The organism is Streptococcus sp. 596553, assembly GCF_900411395.1.
Lineage (GTDB): Bacteria > Bacillota > Bacilli > Lactobacillales > Streptococcaceae > Streptococcus > Streptococcus mitis_BA.
The window spans coordinates 22,995-40,497 of the sequence record NZ_OXCQ01000013.1 but is presented as its reverse complement, the minus strand read 5'-3'; the positions used below and the strand labels follow the sequence as shown (position 1 = coordinate 40,497).

At 40.0% G+C, this 17,503-nt stretch carries 15 protein-coding genes; 3 read left to right on the top strand and 12 right to left on the bottom strand.

Features of this window, described 5'->3' with window-relative positions; translation table 11 throughout:
* The coding region (locus DSY56_RS10225) for an IS30 family transposase (protein WP_200832436.1) at positions 1-671 on the top strand (671 nt) is incomplete at its 5' end.
* 312 nt (positions 672-983) lie between these two features.
* Here DSY56_RS10225 and DSY56_RS10220 read toward each other — a convergent pair.
* From DSY56_RS10220 to argR, 8 genes are all read right to left on the bottom strand, one after another.
* Positions 984-1,418, bottom strand: coding sequence for a cytidine deaminase family protein (locus DSY56_RS10220; protein ID WP_112445483.1), 435 nt, complete (start codon positions 1,416-1,418; stop codon positions 984-986).
* A 13-nt stretch (positions 1,419-1,431) separates the two neighbouring features.
* Positions 1,432-2,892, bottom strand: a complete 1,461-nt coding sequence (gene gltX, locus DSY56_RS10215; RefSeq protein ID WP_112445482.1) for a glutamate--tRNA ligase — start codon at positions 2,890-2,892, stop codon at positions 1,432-1,434.
* A 127-nt stretch (positions 2,893-3,019) separates the two neighbouring features.
* The gene (locus DSY56_RS10210) at positions 3,020-4,369 is read right to left on the bottom strand and encodes a glucose-6-phosphate isomerase (protein ID WP_112445481.1); all 1,350 of its coding nucleotides are present in this window, start codon (positions 4,367-4,369) and stop codon (positions 3,020-3,022) included.
* Positions 4,370-4,539: 170 nt separating this feature from the next.
* Positions 4,540-5,229: a gamma-glutamyl-gamma-aminobutyrate hydrolase family protein gene (locus DSY56_RS10200; protein ID WP_050260310.1), complete on the bottom strand. Its 690-nt coding sequence runs from the start codon at positions 5,227-5,229 to the stop codon at positions 4,540-4,542.
* A 137-nt stretch (positions 5,230-5,366) separates the two neighbouring features.
* Positions 5,367-7,133 carry a multidrug efflux ABC transporter subunit PatB gene (gene patB, locus DSY56_RS10195; protein WP_112445480.1) on the bottom strand — a complete coding sequence of 589 codons (1,767 nt, stop codon included), beginning with the start codon at positions 7,131-7,133 and terminating at the stop codon, positions 5,367-5,369.
* A 1-nt stretch (position 7,134) separates the two neighbouring features.
* A complete protein-coding gene (patA, locus tag DSY56_RS10190; RefSeq protein WP_112445479.1) occupies positions 7,135-8,841 on the bottom strand; it encodes a multidrug efflux ABC transporter subunit PatA in 1,707 nt (568 codons plus the stop codon).
* Between the two features lie 145 nt (positions 8,842-8,986).
* Entirely contained in the window at positions 8,987-11,521 is a 2,535-nt protein-coding gene (mutS, locus tag DSY56_RS10185; RefSeq protein WP_112445478.1) for a DNA mismatch repair protein MutS, read from the bottom strand.
* A 50-nt stretch (positions 11,522-11,571) separates the two neighbouring features.
* Entirely contained in the window at positions 11,572-12,018 is a 447-nt protein-coding gene (gene argR / locus DSY56_RS10180; RefSeq protein WP_001231476.1) for an arginine repressor, read from the bottom strand.
* 135 nt (positions 12,019-12,153) lie between these two features.
* On the opposite strand from argR, the gene argS reads away from it, so the two are divergent.
* Both argS and DSY56_RS10170 read left to right on the top strand, forming a co-directional pair.
* Positions 12,154-13,845: an arginine--tRNA ligase gene (gene argS, locus DSY56_RS10175; RefSeq protein ID WP_112445477.1), complete on the top strand. Its 1,692-nt coding sequence runs from the start codon at positions 12,154-12,156 to the stop codon at positions 13,843-13,845.
* Positions 13,846-14,347: 502 nt separating this feature from the next.
* On the top strand, positions 14,348-14,593 hold the full coding sequence (locus DSY56_RS10170; protein ID WP_000084859.1) for a hypothetical protein: 246 nt from the start codon (positions 14,348-14,350) through the stop codon (positions 14,591-14,593).
* Positions 14,594-14,735: 142 nt separating this feature from the next.
* On the opposite strand, the gene DSY56_RS10165 is transcribed toward DSY56_RS10170, so the two are convergent.
* The 4 genes from DSY56_RS10165 to DSY56_RS10150 all read right to left on the bottom strand — a co-directional run bounded on the left by DSY56_RS10165 (position 14,736) and on the right by DSY56_RS10150 (position 17,387).
* Positions 14,736-15,044: a hypothetical protein gene (locus DSY56_RS10165; RefSeq protein ID WP_112445476.1), complete on the bottom strand. Its 309-nt coding sequence runs from the start codon at positions 15,042-15,044 to the stop codon at positions 14,736-14,738.
* 73 nt (positions 15,045-15,117) lie between these two features.
* On the bottom strand, positions 15,118-15,534 hold the full coding sequence (locus tag DSY56_RS12520) for a hypothetical protein (RefSeq protein ID WP_234990575.1): 417 nt from the start codon (positions 15,532-15,534) through the stop codon (positions 15,118-15,120).
* A 28-nt stretch (positions 15,535-15,562) separates the two neighbouring features.
* Positions 15,563-16,717: an ABC transporter permease gene (locus tag DSY56_RS10155; protein WP_112445474.1), complete on the bottom strand. Its 1,155-nt coding sequence runs from the start codon at positions 16,715-16,717 to the stop codon at positions 15,563-15,565.
* On the bottom strand, positions 16,707-17,387 hold the full coding sequence (locus DSY56_RS10150) for an ABC transporter ATP-binding protein (protein WP_112445486.1): 681 nt from the start codon (positions 17,385-17,387) through the stop codon (positions 16,707-16,709). Before DSY56_RS10150 ends, DSY56_RS10155 begins: the two co-directional genes overlap by 11 nt.
* Positions 17,388-17,503: the final 116 nt, after the last annotated feature.

Here is a 17,503-nt window from a genome sequence, read left to right as displayed (position 1 = left end):
TTAAATTCAAAGAAAGACGAAAAAGTAAGCTACCTTCCATCCCTAAAGAAGCTAAAAAAGGCCGTTCCTATGAGGATTTCCAAAACTATTTAGCACTGAATCAACTAGACTCTTGGCTGGAAATGGACACAGTTATGGGGAGAATGGGAGGTAAAGTCCTACTCACCTTCAATCTATCTTTCTGTAACTTTATCTTCGCTAGACTTCTGGATAATAAAACTGCCCTTGAGGTTACCAAACATCTCTATGACATCAAGAACACTCTTCACCAAGCGGACAAAGATTTCTTCCAACTCTTCCCTGTCATTCTTACCGATAATGGTGGAGAGTTTGCCAGGGTTGATGACATCGAAATGGATGTGCGAGGAGAGAGTAAACTCTTCTTTTGTGACCCTAATCGCTCTGACCAGAAAGGGAGAATTGAGAAAAATCACACGCTGATTCGCGACATTCTACCTAAAGGAACTTCTTTTGACAATTTAACTCAAGAGGACATCAATCTCGTCTGCTCTCATGTCAACAGCGTCAAACGTGCTGCTTTGAATGGAAAGTCAGCTTATGAACTCTTTGCCTTTACTTATGGAGAAGAGATTCCTAAGCTTCTCGGCATTTCTAAAATACCTGCAGAAGACGTCTGTCAGTCGTCTACATTACTCCAACATAAGTTCTAAAAACTAACCTAAAACCCTATTCAAACGTCTCACACTAACTTCCACCATAGCGGAACTTAATATGAAACGCTTTCAGATGAGGGGATTTTGTGCGCTCTTTTTTTCTATTTCTTTCAGCTATAAAAGCGATGAAATCAAGCATGTTTAAAACCAATGGAACTTACCCTGACACGGATTTCCACTGGTTTTTACGATTTTTATCAGATTAACTTCCACTTGGATTAGCAGTGGAAGTTAGTTTGGGAATTTACCTTTTTTTCAAATCAACTTTTTCAAATTATAGTAAAAAGAGCCAGAATTGTACTGACTCTTCTATTGTCCATTAAACTTAGAAGCACGTTCTTCTCCCCACCAATAGGGCATTAGTTCTGCGACTTTCACTATCTTTCTTCTATCGTAGTCCATCATGAATTCTGCATCTTTATTTTCAGCGTTCAACTCTAAAAGGAATTCTCTGCACGCTCCACAAGGCATGGCTGAACTTCCACCATAAGGTGGTTTGTCTCGAAAGGCTAATACTTTTTTAACCTTAGTTTGTCCTGAAAATTGGTACATATTGAAGAGAGCTGCCCGCTCTGCGCAGAGATGGAAAACACCACAGGTTCCCTCCATACAGAATCCTGTAAATATTTGTCCATCTTCTGCTTCTACTGCAGCTACAACATGATTGGCATAAACAAAGTCTGATACTTCATGTGGATTGTATAGCTTCTGTGCTTCTTCGTACATCTTTTCCCAGATGTCCATTATTGTACCTTTCTTACTTAGAGATTTCTTTTAGCATGTTTTCGATATGCTGGATTGATTTTTCGCGGCCTAACAAGAAGATCGTATCTGGTAATTCTGGTCCATGCATTTCACCTGAAACAGCGATACGAATAGGCATGAAAAGATTTTTCCCTTTAATACCTGTTTCTTTTTGGACTGCTTTAATTTGTGGGAAGATATTCTCTGCCACAAATTCATCATCTGTCATCGCTTCAAGTTTTGCTTTGAAGGCTTCAAGAACTGTTGGGACTGTTTCACCCGCCATGACTCCGCGCTCTGCTTCGGTCAATTCTGGGAAATCTGAGAAGAAGAGATCTGTCAATGGGATAATCTCATCTACTGATTTCATTTGTGGTTTATAGAGCTCAACTAATTTTTCAGCTTTGTCAGTCAATCGACCTGCTTCCTCTAAGAATGGTTTTGCCATTTCAAAGATAGTTTCTAGGTCTGCCTTCTTGATATAATCATTGCTCATCCAGTCGAGTTTCTTCTGATCAAAGGCTGCTGGAGACTTGCTCAGGCGGTTTTCATCGAAAAGTTTAATCAATTCTTCACGAGAGAAGATTTCATCTTCGCCACCTGGGTTCCAACCAAGAAGAGCAATAAAGTTAAAGACTGCTTCTGGTAAATAGCCTTTTTTACGGTAGTCTTCAATAAACTGAAGGGTGTTGGTGTCACGTTTAGACAATTTTTTCCCAGTTTCAGAGTTGATAATCAAAGTCATGTGACCAAACTCTGGAGCTTCCCAACCAAGTGCTTCATAAACCATGAGCTGTTTTGGTGTATTAGCAATGTGGTCATCTCCACGGATTACGTGAGAAATTTGCATATCATGGTCATCGATGACAACGGCAAAGTTGTATGTTGGGTAACCGTCTTTCTTTTGGATAACCCAGTCACCACCGATATTGCCACCTTCAAATTCGATATCACCTTTGACCATATCATGCCACTTGTAGATACCTGACTCATTGACAGCCAAGCGAACTGTTGGGATGATTCCTGCTGCTTCACGTTCTGCGATGTAAGCTGCTTTTTCTTCTTCACTCATACCCAGGTATTCATTGATGTAGCGTGGTGTTTCGCCAGCTGCTTCTTGGCGTTCGCGTTCCGCTGCCAACTCTTCTTCTGTAACGTAAGATTTGTAGGCTTTTCCTTCAGCTAGCAATTGGTCGATGTATTTTTGATACAAGTCCAAACGTTCAGACTGGCGGTAATTTTCATGTGTTTCTGGGCTTTCATCCCAATCCATGCCCAACCAACGAAGGTTTTCAAGCTGTGAACGTTCACCATCTTCGACATGTCGTTTACGGTCAGTATCTTCAATACGGATAATAAAAGTTCCACCGTGATGACGTGCATAAAGGTAATTGAACAATGCTGTACGGGCATTCCCGATGTGTAGTAGTCCTGTTGGACTTGGTGCGTAACGTACGCGGATATCTTTTGACATAGTTTCTCCTATAAAGTCTCTAGGCGTCTGCCTTTTTGCTCTCTATATTATATCACAAGTCTTGGCTGAGTCCAATTTCTATGGATAAAGAGAGTAAAAAGAGTGGACAAACCACTCTTTTCTTCTATTATAGACGTGCGTTAAGTTCTTTGCTCAATTCTTCAAATCCTGGTTTTCCAAGAAGGGCAAACATGTTACGTTTGTAAGCTTCAACACCTGGTTGGTCAAATGGGTTGATAGCATTCAAGTAACTTGAAAGGGCGATAGCCAATTCGAAGAAGTAGATAGTGTAACCAAGAGTGAAGGCATCTTGCTCTGGAAGGGTCACGTACATGTTTGGTACATCACCATCTGTGTGGGCAAGAAGAACACCATCAGTTGCTTTTTTGTTTACAAAGTCAACGTCTTTTCCTTGAAGGTAACCAAGTCCGTCAAGGTCTTCTTCCAAGCTAGGGATAATCACGTTCTTACGAGGTTTGTCAACACGGATGACTGTTTCAAACATGATACGAGTTCCTTCTTGGATAAATTGACCAAGGGAGTGCAAGTCAGTTGAGAAGTTGGCTGAAGTTGGGTAGATACCTTTTTGGTCTTTTCCTTCTGATTCACCAGCCAATTGTTTCCACCATTCTGAGAAGTATTGAAGTGATGGCTCGTAGTTTACCAAGATCTCAGTTGCATAACCTTTACGGTAAAGGATGTTACGAACTGCTGCGTATTGGTAAGCTTCGTTTTCAGAGATTTTATCTGAAGTGTAGTCTTTGCGAGCTGCATTCGCACCTTCCATAAGGGCTTTGATGTCAGCTCCTGATGCAGCGATTGGAAGCAAACCAACGGCTGTCAATACTGAGAAGCGTCCACCGATGTCATCTGGAACCACAAATGTTTCCCAACCGTTAGCGTCTGCTTCAACCTTAACAGCACCTTTTTGGCGGTCAGTTGTTGCATAGATACGTTTGTTGGCTTCTTCTTGACCGTATTTCTTAACCAAGAGTTCTTTGAAGACACGGAAAGCGATAGCTGGTTCAGTTGTTGTACCTGATTTAGAAATCACGTTTACTGAGAAGTCTTTGTCTGCAACATACTCTACCAAGTCAGCAAGGTAAGTAGATGAGATTGAGTTTCCAGCGTAAAGGATTTGTGGAGCTTTACGTTCTTCTTTTGTTTGCAAGTTTGCAAAGTGGTGGTTCAAGAAGTCGATTGCTGCTTTGGCACCAAGGTAAGATCCACCGATACCGATCACAACCAAAACATCGCTGTCTGATTTGATTTGCTCAGCAGCTTTCAAGATGCGGTCAAATTCTTCGCGGTCGTAGTTTTCAGGAAGGTCCAACCATCCTAAGAAGTCGCTACCAGCACCAGTTCCTTTACGGATCAATTCATCTGCTGCTGTTACTTGTGCTTGCATGTATTCCACTTCATGTGGTGCAACAAATTTGTCTAAAACTTTTGAATAATCAAATTTAATATGTGACATGTTATTCCTCCAATATTTCTTCTTTTCTATCATAACGCTTACCTTCGTTTTTTTCAAGTTTTTTTGTCGAATTTCTCCAATTTTTATCAGAATTCAAACGTTTGCGTAAAAATTCCATATTCCAAAAATTTTGAAAAAATAAAAGAAAGAACGACCAGATACACCAGTCGTTATAGTTCATTCAATAAATACTCAAATAATTCTAAATTACCATCTTCTTCATTAACCAGAAACTCTGGATGCCACTGCAAACCGATAATGCGGTGTTCGTCGATAGATTCAATCGCTTCGATGGTCTGGTCTCTTGGATCAATAGCAGTTACACGGAAATTAGGTGCCAATTCTTTGATACTCTGACGATGGACGGAATTGACCTGACTTTCTTTCCCAAATAGCTTAGCCACCACGCTTCCCTCCACTGTCTCAATAGAGTGAGATGTTCCGAAAGGTAGTCCTTGCCAATGACCTTCGATTTCTTGATTTAGGGTTCCCCCAAAGGCAACATTGACAAGTTGAACACCGCGACAGATTGCCATAATTGGTTTATTCTGACGGAGAGCTTCCTTCAAGAGGGCCAGTTCAAACTCATCACGGACTAGATTGTAATCATCACTCTCGATGGTCTTTTTCTCTCCATAAAACTGAGGATGGACATTTTGACCGCCTGTCAAAATAAGCTTGTCAATCATTTCCACATAATCGCGTACAACTGACTCATCACCAACAGGAATGACTAAAGGGAGACCGCCGACTTGACGAATGCTCTCTGCGAATCTACAAGATACAGATGAATGAATGTTTTTGCCTTCTGCGTCTACGGGACATAGATTTGCAGCAACTCCTACAACCGTTCTAGCCATGATGTCTCTCCTTTCGAATATTAACGATAGTCCTATCATATCACTCAAAACACCTTTCGTCTAATATGTTTTTTTTAAGGATGTGATAAATATTTTTTATGGACAAGAAAAAGCTGCCCCATAGGACAACTTCTTTCTTATTCGAAGACAAATTGATTGTGATAGAGTTCTGAGTAGAATCCACCTAGTTTCAAGAGTTCATGGTGATTACCGCGTTCAATGACTTCTCCATCTTTAAGGACAATAATCTGGTCTGCATTGAGAATGGTTTTCAAGCGATGGGCAATGACAAAACTGGTTCTACCCGCTACAACCGCCTCCATAGCATGCTGAATCTTGCTTTCTGTCACCGTATCTACGTTTGAAGTTGCTTCATCTAGAATGAGGACTTCTGGATCTGTCATCAGGGTTCGAGCGATAGAAATCAATTGTTTCTGTCCAGTCGAAAAGATGCTCTGCTCATCATCTATAAGAGTATCGTATTTGTCAGGTAAACTTTCGATATAGTCGTGAATATGGGTTGCTTTGGCTGCTGACTCAACCATTTCCCGACTGGCATCTGGCACACCGAAACGGATATTGTCTCGAATGGTTCCGCTAAACAAGACCGAATCTTGCAAGACAATTCCCACCTTGCTTCTGAGACTATCCAAATCATAGTCACGAATGTCTTTGCCATCAAAATAAATACCACCAGCATCAACATCATAAAAACGATTGATGAGGTTCATAATGGTCGTTTTCCCTGACCCAGTCGGACCAACAACTGCTGTCATCTGGCCTTTAGGGGCAGAAATGCTAACATCTTTCAAAATAGGTTTATCAGGCAAGTATGAAAAATCAATATGACTAATTTCAACACCTTCTTGCAACTGAGTGAAGATTGGAGCCTTTTCAGGTCGGATTTCTTCCTCTGCGTCAAACATTTCCTGAATCCGTTCAGCACCTGTAAAGGCCAACTGGAGACTTCCCCAACTAGCTGCAACTTGAATAATAGGCTGGTAGTATTGCTGAGAAAATTGGGCAAACATAACAATCAGACCTAGGGCTGTACTTGTTTCAATAGACTTATCATTCAAAAGTACAGCTGAACCAGCAAAGATAATGATGGCTGTGTTGACCAGACTCATCCCATTCATGACAGGGAAAAGAATTCCTGAAAACATTCTTCCTTTAAAGGTTGCCTTGCGCACGCGCTCATTTTGTTCAAGAAATCCTGCCATCATATCCTCTTGAATTCCTTGCACAATCACGGCTTTTTGGCCTGAGATACTCTCATCCATATAGGCGTTGAGTTTCCCTACCTCTTTTTGTTGGAGGTTGGTGTATTTGCGGGCCATTTTCACGATGAAAATCAACATAAGAAAGGCCACTGGTGTGCTGGCAATAGTGATGAGGGCCAGGGTCACATTTCTCGAAAACATGACAAGAATCAGACCAATGTATAAAACAATATTGCTCATGACCTGAACCAGACTTTCATTAAAGGCTTGGAGAATATTATCCAAATCACTGGTAAAACGAGACAGGATATCTCCATCTTGTCGGCGGTCAAAGAAAGAAACCGTCAAGCGAGCAAGCTTACCAAAGAGACCTTTACGCATCTCGTTGGTCGACTCTGCAATCACGCGCGTCATGAGACACATGTATATGACGCTGGAGATAAATAGAACTAAAACCAGCAGACCAAGATTGACCATGATTCCTGATAGGCTTTGCCAAACAAGTTCTGGATTGCCATTTTGATAAGCTTGAACTAAATTAGCTAACTGCGTCACTGCTTGTCCAGAAAAGACTGGAAAGAGGGCTTGGGCAAGAGTCGCCAGAACAATCATCAGGATAACAACTACAAATGATAGCTTATAGACTTTAAAATAATTCCAAAAAAATTGAACTGTCTTCATTTTACTCCTCCTTTCCTTTCTGTGTTTCGTAGATTTCACGGTAAACGGCATTGTTGGCAACCAAGTCTGCATGCGTGCCTTGACCAATCAATCGTCCTTGATCTAGAACCAAGATCTTGTCTGCATGGACAACCGAGCTAATCTTTTGCGCGATGATAATGGTTGTTGTTCCCTTCAAGTCCTTATTCAAGGCTTCTTGAACCAGGCGCTCTGACTTGGCATCCAAGGCCGAGGTCGAATCGTCAAAAATCAGAATACGCGGATTGCTGACAATCCCACGCGCAATCGACATCCTTTGTTTTTGCCCACCAGAGAAGTTGGTTCCTCGTTCCTCAACTGGACTTTCAAAGGTTTTCTCCATACGATGAATGAATTCACTGGCTTGGGCAATATTGGCTGCACGCTCCATTTCAAATAGAGTGGCATCTCCTTTGCCCTGTCTCAAGTTATCTGCAATCGTTCCACTAAAGAGAATAGCACGTTGGAGAACGATAGAAACTGTTTTACGCAGGGTTCCTTCACTCACTTCTCGAATATCCCTGCCTCCGATTTTGATAGCCCCTTCCTGTGGGTCAAAAAGACGTGGAATCAATTGAGCCAAGGTTGATTTTCCTGCACCAGTCGCTCCAACGACACCAACCATCTGACCAGGTTCAATAGTAAAGCTCACATCTTTCAGCATCGGTTCCTTGTCCATTGGATAGGTAAAGGTCACATTTTCAAAACTAAGACTTCCGACTAACTCTTCATCTGGGACATCCTTGAAGGTCATGGCTGGCTCTGCGTCAAGAATTTCTCGAATACGACGCATGGAAATCATAGCACGACTGACAGAATTTCCCAAAAATCCAACCATAACAATGGTAAAGATAATCTGGCTTAGGTAATTAACGAAAGAAGCGATGGAACCAACAACAGACGGATTCGACTGAACCATTCCAGCAACCAGCCAAATAGAGAGGAAAACCGCCCCGTAGCCGACCAACATCATAAAGGGTTCCACTACTGAAAAGGCATAACCAATGTAAAGGTTTTGACCGAGAAGTTCGTCTGAAACCTCCGTAAACTTAGCAAATTGCTCTTTTTCTTGGACAAAGGACTTGACCACACGAACGCCACGCAAATTTTCCTTGGCAATGGCATTGATGCGTTCAAGAAGGGTTTGAAACTTGGCAAAACGAGGTCCCATCATTCCCATCATGACAGCAGTCAAACCAAAAATCAAGACTACCATGAGAACAATCACCCACCACAGAGAAGGTAAGGTTTGAACCGCCAAGATAAACGAACCGATGAACAAGAGGGGAAGTCTGAAAAGAATTTGGAAGGTCATCATGACGACATTCTGAATCTGGTTGATATCATTTGTCATGCGAACGACTAGATTTCCCGCATTAAATTGTTCAATATTAGCATAAGAAAATGTTTGGATTTTACGGAAGGCATCCTCTCGAAGGTCTGATGAAACTCCTTGGGCAATATAGGCTGCAAGGACAACATTGAGCCCACCAGCAACTAGACCAACCACGGCCACACCAATCAACCAAGCCCCGATACTATAAATAGCTTCATATTTTCCAGCAAGGAGGGCGTCTAACACTTCCTGCAGATAACGCGGTTGCAAAAGTGAACTAGCAACCATCAAGCCTGTCATCAGGAGCGAAGCTAAGGCCTGCCACTTGTAGGTTTTTATTTTCTGAATCAGCATACTTTCTCCTTAAAAAATAGACAAAAGGGAGCGACAATGCGTCAGCTCCTTTTCATTCTGTTTGTGTGATGTTATTCTAACAAAAAAGTGGGAACTTGTCAAAGAAGTCTCCTTGATATAGCTAGAATGACAAGTAATTCATTCTTTATAATTTTTGTTTTAACTCGACCAAGACATTCATAGCCTGCATAGGTGTCATATTGTAAACATCCAGTTTAGCTAATTCTGCTAGGATAGGATGCTCTTCTGCCGTATCAAAGAGTGAAATCTGTTCTGAGACAGTACTTGTTTGTTTCATAGGAGTAGGACTTTCTGTCCCTTGATTCTCTAACTGAGTCAAAATCTTGTCCGCCCTTGCTAAAAGGTCTACTGGCAAGCCAGCAATCTTGGCAACATGAATACCGTAGGATTTATCAGCTGGTCCTGGTTCAATCTTGTGAAGGAAGGTGACCTGCCCATCCTGCTCTAAGGTTGCCACGTGGACATTGACCAAGTGTTCCAAGCTGGACTCCAGACTAGTCAACTCATGGTAGTGGGTCGCAAAGAGGGTCTTGGCTCCGATATGTTCGTGAATGTATTCGATGATAGATTGGGCAAGAGCCATCCCATCATAAGTAGCGGTTCCCCGCCCTAACTCGTCAAAGAGAATGAGAGAATTCTTGGTTGCATGCGAAATGGCATTATTGGCCTCCATCATCTCCACCATGAAAGTTGATTGACCTGAAACCAAGTCATCGGCTGCTCCGATACGGGTAAAAATCGCATCAAAAATCGGTAAATGGGCACTTTCTGCTGGCACATAAGAACCCAACTGAGCCATAACCGCCATCATGGCTAACTGACGCATGTAGGTAGACTTCCCACTCATGTTTGGCCCTGTAATCAGTTGAATACTGGTATCTTCTGCCATCTGAATCGTATTGGGAATATAGGTCTGAGCCCCCATGACCTTTTCAACGACAGCATGGCGCCCTTTCTGGATATCAATCCGCGAATCATCTCCAAACTCAGGTCGAATCAAATGCTGGGTTTCGGCCACAACTGCTAGACTTTGCAGGACATCAACCGTCGCAATTCCTTGGGCTAGAGCTTGTAAACGTTGGATGTACTTGCTGACCTCTTCACGAATACGCATAAAGATTTCATACTCTAGGTTGGCTGACTTCTCACGCGCTTCCAGCATATCTCCCTCGATACGGGCTAATTCTTCGGTTCCAAAACGTTCTGAGTTTTTCAGCGTCGCCTTGCGGAAAAAGTGAGCAGGCACATTTCCCAGTTGAGAATTGGTCACATGGAAATAGTAGCCATCCTTTTTATTGTAGTCAATCTTGAGCGTACTGATACCAGAGTTTTCTCGCTCCTTAGCCTCAATTTCAGCAATCCAGCTAGTCCCTTCTCTGAGCACACGACGGTACTTGTCTAAGGTCTCATCAAATCCAGTGCGGATAATGCCACCTTCCGTAATCACATGAGGAGCTTCAGGAGCAATCGCTGCGCTAATCAAACTCTCCAACTCAGGGATTCCATCCAGTTGTTCAATGAGATAGGCTAGAGCAGATTGCTCCATTCCTTCTAAAATCCCACGAATCCGTGGCACACTAGACAAGGTAGTCGCCAACTGCAAGAGATCCTTGGGATTGGTCTTGCCAAAAGAAACCCGACTAGCCAAGCGTTCAATGTCATAAACACCCTTGAGACTGTCTGTCAAATCACTGCGCTCAAAGAAATGGTCGAGGAAGACCTGCACCACTTCTTGACGTTGGATGATTCGCTCCTTATCAATCAAAGGACGATGAATCCAAGACCGCAAGAGACGCATTCCCATAGCCGTTTTGGTTTCATCCAAAAGCCAAAAAAGACTGCCTTGCTTCTTGCCCGAACGAGCATTCTCAACCAAATCCAGACTAGCCTTGGTCGCATAATCCATCTGCAAGAAATCCTTGATTTCATAGCGGATAACAGGTTTGAGGTGGTTCAATTCCCTCATCTGCGTCCGATGAACATATTGGAGCAATTTACTAGATGCCGATTGCTCCACAGTTGCCAATCGTGAATCTAGTAAATGAAGGTCCTCAAAGCCTTCTTTTTCATAGGAAAGCACCAGGTTCATCTGACGGCTGAGGATTTGTTCCTCTTCCTCAGACAAGTCGTATCCCAGCACCACTTCTCGCGCCTTGAGATTACGGATTTCCCCACAAACCAGCGTGAAATCCAAAAGACCTGTCACATAAAAATCACCCGTCACCAAGTCCATATAAGCTAAGCCAAATTGATTGCCATCACGGTCTATGGCAACCAAAAAATTATTCTGACTGTCTGGCTTACTGCTATCGACCACTGTCCCTGGCGTAATGACCTGAACAACCTCTCGTTTCACAACCCCAACTGCTTGTTTAGGATCTTCCATCTGCTCAGCAATGGCTACCTTATAGCCCTGCTCAATCAAGACATCGATGTACTGTTGGGCAGAATGATAGGGAACACCCGCCATAGGAATCGGATTGTCCGCATTCTTGTTGCGACTCGTTAAGGAAATTTCCAGAATCTGCGCAGCATTGACCGCATCCTCATAAAATAATTCATAAAAATCACCCATACGAAAGAGCAAAAAAGCATCTGGATATTGCTTTTTAATATCCACATACTGTTGCATGCCGGGTGATAGCTTTTCTGTCGCCATTGTCCGTCTCTCCTTGTCAAAAATAAGTCTTGAGAGCAACTCCCAAGACCTTACTTATCTTTCATCAAATCTAGCAAACGATCTTCCATGAGTTTGGCAACGTGCTGGTCTCGACAAATGACCAATAAGGTATTGGCACCAGCAACTGTTCCTAAAATCCATTCATCCTTGTTTGCATCTACAATATTTGCCAAAACAGAAGCTTCTCCCAGTTTGGTATGAAGCACCAAGGTAAACTCTGCTCTTGCAACGCCTTCTAAATGATGAGACAAAAATTCAACCAAATCAATCTTTTCTGTCTCATTTGCTAGTACATAATACACCATATCATTTTTCTTGACCTTGGTCAAGCCGATTTCGCGCAAATCACGAGACAGGGTTGTCTGCGTCACAAAAACATTGTGCGCCTCCAACCGATCTTGAATTTCTTTTTGTGTACTTAATTTCTCCTCAGTAATCATTTTTTTTATTAACTGATGACGATCTCTTTTTCTCATAAAATCCTCTTATGTGAATATTTATAACTATTTTTATAACTATATTATACCAAAAAAATAGGAGATTTCAAAAATTTTTTCTTCTTTCTTTAAAATTGTGATAAAATAGTAGAAAAGTCCAAAAAGGAGCTCTTAATGAATACAAAAGAATTGATTGCTAGCGAATTGGCTAGCGTCATTGATAGCCTAGACCAAGAGGCTATTTTAAATTTACTGGAAACCCCTAAAAACTCAGAAATGGGAGACATTGCTTTCCCTGCTTTTTCTCTTGCAAAAGTCGAACGTAAAGCGCCTCAAATGATTGCGGCTGAACTGGCTGAAAAGATTAACAGTCAAGCCTTTGAAAAGGTTGTCGCAACAGGACCTTACGTCAACTTTTTCCTTGATAAATCTGCCATTTCTGCTCAAGTATTGCAAGCTGTTATCACTGAAAAAGAACACTATGCTGACCAAACTATTGGCAAACAAGAAAATGTTGTGATCGACATGTCTAGTCCTAATATCGCTAAACCATTCTCTATTGGTCATCTGCGCTCAACTGTTATCGGAGATAGCTTATCACATATTTTCCAAAAAATCGGTTATCAAACAGTCAAGGTCAACCATTTGGGAGACTGGGGTAAACAGTTTGGGATGTTGATTGTTGCCTACAAAAAATGGGGCGACGAAGAAGCTGTAAAAGCTCATCCAATCGATGAACTTCTTAAACTCTACGTTCGTATCAATGCTGAAGCTGAAAATGACCCTAGCTTGGATGAAGAAGCACGCGAATGGTTCCGTAAACTTGAAAATGGAGACGAGGAAGCTCTCGCTCTTTGGCAATGGTTCCGTGATGAAAGTTTAGTAGAATTTAACCGTCTTTACAATGAATTGCAAGTCGAATTTGACAGCTACAATGGGGAAGCCTTCTACAACGATAAGATGGATGCTGTTGTAGACATTCTTTCTGAAAAAGGCCTTCTTGTTGAATCAGAAGGTGCCCAAGTTGTGAATCTTGAGAAATATGGAATTGAACATCCAGCCCTTATCAAGAAATCTGATGGTGCAACTCTCTATATCACACGTGACTTAGCTGCAGCCCTTTACCGTAAAAACGAATACCAATTTGCTAAATCTATCTATGTCGTTGGTCAAGAGCAATCTGCCCACTTTAAACAGCTCAAAGCTGTTTTGCAAGAGATGGGCTACGATTGGAGTGACGACATTACCCATGTTCCTTTTGGTTTGGTTACAAAAGAAGGGAAAAAACTCTCTACTCGTAAAGGGAATGTCATCTTACTAGAGCCTACTATTGCAGAGGCCGTTAGTCGTGCCAAAGCCCAAATCGAAGCTAAAAATCCTGAACTAGAAAACAAAGACCAGGTAGCGCATGCTGTTGGGGTTGGAGCCATTAAATTCTATGACCTCAAGACCGACCGTACAAATGGGTATGACTTCGACCTAGAAGCTATGGTATCCTTCGAGGGTGAAACTGGACCTTACGTTCAATATGCCTACGCTCGTATCCAATCTATCTTGCGCAAAGCAGACTTCAAACCAGAAACAGCCGGCAACTATAGCTTGAATGATGCTGAAAGCTGGGAAATCATCAAACTCATCCAAGATTTCCCACGTATTATCAATCGTGCGGCGGATAACTTTGAACCTTCTATCATTGCCAAATTTGCAATTAGCCTGGCTCAATCCTTTAACAAATACTATGCACACACGCGTATCTTGGATGAAAACCCAGAACGCGACAGCCGTCTAGCCCTTAGCTACGCAACCGCAGTCGTTCTCAAAGAAGCCCTTCGCTTGCTTGGAGTAGAAGCGCCAGAGAAGATGTAAATCGTTACAAGAGACTGGAACTAAAGTTCCTAGTCTCTTGACGGCAATCGCTATATGGCGAATTGCCTAAACGCTTCACTAATTCACCTAACCAAATAATATCGATTTGGTTAGGCTCATGTCGTAATCTTTTAATCACTTTATTGTAAAGTAGTCTAAGTAACTAACGCCAAATCCTATCAGGTATTTGCTTAGACGCTTCACTAGTTCTGTGACATAATATTATCGATTTATGTCACAGAACGTCGTAACCAGAGATACTTGCCTAAACGCTTTACTAATTCACCAAACCAAATAATATCGAATTGGTTTGGTTCATGTTGTAATATTTTAAATTACTTGATTGCAAAGTAATCTAAGTAACTTACACTAAAGCCTATACGGATTTTGGTTTAGAGGCCTATCAAAAATCTTATCAAGTTTTGCTGACTTGTTCTGCTATTTTAGGTCCACTAAATCGATTTACTCACTACTACTTCTTTATCATACAGGGAGATTTCCTATGAGCCAATATGCTTATATCCTCGTTGTAATTAGCTTGGTTTTCCTTTTTCTGCTCAATAAGTACGAGAAGGAGAGACTTCAAAGGCTCTACCAAGAACAACTTTTAAAGGATGAAACATTTAGAGCTGACATCAAAGAGAAAATTCACACGACTGAAAATATCAATGATGTCATTGCTTACATCAATAAAACTTATCATCTGGGAATGTTGCTATCAAAAGACATTACAGATCAATTAAAATAAATCTAGCTATTCTTTAAGAAATATCAAAACCGAGACTAAGAGTTTAAGACTTCGTCTCGGTTTTTAGTATATTCAATTGAAACAAGTGTTGAAAACTTGTTGTAGCAATTCTAATATAGGGATGGATAGACTTTCAAAAATATCATTTACAAATATTTTTAAAGAAATTAAACTCCCTATATTTACTATTCTTATAGACTGTTAAATCAACATCCTCTACAACTTCTTTCACATCTATATTGACATCATAGGGCAAAGAAAGAAAATCTAAATTATAGAATTCTAGACTCATCTCTTTTAAAATAAGAAGTTCTAACAAGTATCCCTCCACTCTGATTTCAACTTGAATTATCTTAGACATGAAATTTTTTAGAATCATAAAGTCCTTTACTTGCTTTCTCTTAGGACCGACATACTCAAATCTTTTTCGTTCAAAAATAATTTTCTCCAAATGTTACACCATTTCAATAATATCATTTTCTAAATAACTGCAAAAGCAATTCTTCTTTTTAATGCAGTCTTCATTAAAATTTCCCTTGTTTAATTCTTCCAAAAATTTTTGAAATAGTGCAAATAAAAGCTCCTAGTAAAAATTCCTGTAGGAAAAATCCAAAATAAGTTCCCAACTGTAAATTTCTATTGAATGTAAATACGGAAGTTTCAGATTGAATCGTATTTTGTTCTATAAGCGTCATAGGAGTAACTCTGAAAATTCCAAACATCATTAAGGCATAGATCATTCCAAAAATAATTAATAACACCCAGCTGTGCTTACTTCTAGAAGAAATACTTCCCGATAACAAAGCTAATACTATTGACGGTATAATTTGTACGAATAACATAAATTGAAAAAGATTAAAATTATCTAGTGTAAAAAAACATATTGTAAATTCCACAATTAACATTAGAGAAAATACTCCATCTATTTTTGTAAATTTCATTTTACCTCCTTTAAATTCACATCCATCATTACCTTAGACCTTCAATAACATTTTTATTTGCTGCAACCATTGCAGGCATAATACTAAATACAATTCCAAATACACCCGTTGTGAATAGAGTAATCAAAATATGATCCAGAGTTAATGTCGTAACAAAACCACTCATGTTCATTAAAACAACAAATAATGTCGCTACTCCAATACCAGTTATAGCTCCCAGAAGCGATAAAAGAATCCCCTCCATCATATATGATTGATAAATATCAGATTTTTTAGCTCCCAAAGCTCGACGAATGGCTATCTCCTTACTACGTTCGCTAACAGAAGACAACATAGCATTCATAACCCCAAAACCAGCTACAAAAATTGAAATACTTGATAAAAGTGCAATGAAATTTAATATTGTAGTAGCTTGGGCCTTTGTTTCCTCATATACCCTTCCATTATCTATATATCCATAAGTTCCTTCCTTGCGGAATATTCCATAAGTATCTAAAGCAGATAAAGCCTTATTAATATTCTCCAACTGATTGGTTTCTACTACTAATTCATCAAAATATTCCCTTCCTCCTAAAAGTAACTCTTTGATTTCATTGGTAACCAATAAAGAAGGTAATCTTTCATTAACAGCTGATCCATAATATATTGCCTGAATTGGATATTCTTTTCCAGATATATTGATAGTCTCTCCTAAAAAAGTTTCAATATTTTCCTTTCGAGTCAATAACATGAGAGCCTTATCGCTAATAGCGACACCTCCATCTAGTTCCTCTAATGCTCTTCCTTTTAATAAAGCAGGTACAACTAAACCATTCTTATTCAAATCGCCTAATGTTCGAAAACTAAGATTCTGCTTAGAATCATTAAAATACGTTTCAGCATACAAAGCATAAGAACTGGAAGAAAGTCTTGCAGGTTTTCCAATAGTTTGCTCAACCAATTGTTTATCTTCCTGTGTAAACCCTCTAATATCCAACATATTCTGAGGAGTATAAGTCATTGTTGCTGTGTCTTCTTCTATCTTTAAATCATTACCTAATGTAGAAGTTGTATAGGAAGAACTTGATAGTATTACTAATAAAACAAATGTTGCCACTGTGATGGCTAAGGATGTCAGAATACTTTGTCTTTTATTCCTCTTTAACAACTTTAGAGTATCTATTAACAGCTTTTTAAACTTCATGTAATCCTTCTCCTTCAGATGTTAGATACCCATTTTTCATTCGATACCTTGTTCTACAATGACTGGCAACAAACTCATCGTGAGTTACTACAATAATTGTCGTTCCAGAATGATTCAAATTTTGTAGAATTTGCAATATCTCATTCCTATTTTTCTCATCTAATGCACCTGTAGGTTCATCCGCTATAAGAAATCTAGGTTTATGAGCAAGAGCTCTAATTAAAGCAACTCGTTGCTTCTGTCCGCCTGATAAATGACTTGGGTACTCATTCATCTTATCTATAAGCCCTAAGTCTTGTAATAAACTATCAATGTATTCTATATCTGGCTGTTGGTCAGAATATAGGAATGATAATAAAATATTTTCTTTAACAGTATATTCATCAATAAGATGAAATTGTTGAAAAACAAATCCAATATCACGATTACGATAACTTGCTTGTTGATTTTCATTTAACTTCTCAATACTTTTTCCGTCTAATATATATTCTCCTTTAAATTCAGAATCAATCAGTCCCAAAATATTGATAAATGTCGATTTGCCCGAACCTGATGGTCCCATTATCGATACAAATTCTCCTTCAACTACCTTAAAATTTATTTCTCTTAAAACATTATTTTTTAGCGTCCCTTGTTCGTAACTTTTGCTAATATTTTTTAGTTCTAACATAGACCTTCCCATTCTATCTTTATTATTTATAAATCCAAAAAATGGCAACAACTAGCACTAACATATGTTCTCTCCTTATTTTTTCTACAGGATTATTATACTTCTATGTTACACAT

Coding starts and splice junctions, on each gene's coding strand:
- patA (WP_112445479.1), bottom strand. CDS start 8,841: ATGCTGATTCAGAAAATAAAAACCTACAAGTGGCAGGCCTTAGCTTCG.
- mutS (WP_112445478.1), bottom strand. CDS start 11,521: ATGGCGACAGAAAAGCTATCACCCGGCATGCAACAGTATGTGGATATT.
- DSY56_RS12520 (WP_234990575.1), bottom strand. CDS start 15,534: ATGAAATTTACAAAAATAGATGGAGTATTTTCTCTAATGTTAATTGTG.
- DSY56_RS10170 (WP_000084859.1), top strand. CDS start 14,348: ATGAGCCAATATGCTTATATCCTCGTTGTAATTAGCTTGGTTTTCCTT.
- DSY56_RS10155 (WP_112445474.1), bottom strand. CDS start 16,717: ATGAAGTTTAAAAAGCTGTTAATAGATACTCTAAAGTTGTTAAAGAGG.
- argS (WP_112445477.1), top strand. CDS start 12,154: ATGAATACAAAAGAATTGATTGCTAGCGAATTGGCTAGCGTCATTGAT.
- gltX (WP_112445482.1), bottom strand. CDS start 2,892: ATGTCAAAAGATATCCGCGTACGTTACGCACCAAGTCCAACAGGACTA.
- DSY56_RS10210 (WP_112445481.1), bottom strand. CDS start 4,369: ATGTCACATATTAAATTTGATTATTCAAAAGTTTTAGACAAATTTGTT.
- DSY56_RS10200 (WP_050260310.1), bottom strand. CDS start 5,229: ATGGCTAGAACGGTTGTAGGAGTTGCTGCAAATCTATGTCCCGTAGAC.
- DSY56_RS10150 (WP_112445486.1), bottom strand. CDS start 17,387: ATGTTAGAACTAAAAAATATTAGCAAAAGTTACGAACAAGGGACGCTA.
- patB (WP_112445480.1), bottom strand. CDS start 7,133: ATGAAGACAGTTCAATTTTTTTGGAATTATTTTAAAGTCTATAAGCTA.
- argR (WP_001231476.1), bottom strand. CDS start 12,018: ATGAGAAAAAGAGATCGTCATCAGTTAATAAAAAAAATGATTACTGAG.
- DSY56_RS10220 (WP_112445483.1), bottom strand. CDS start 1,418: ATGGACATCTGGGAAAAGATGTACGAAGAAGCACAGAAGCTATACAAT.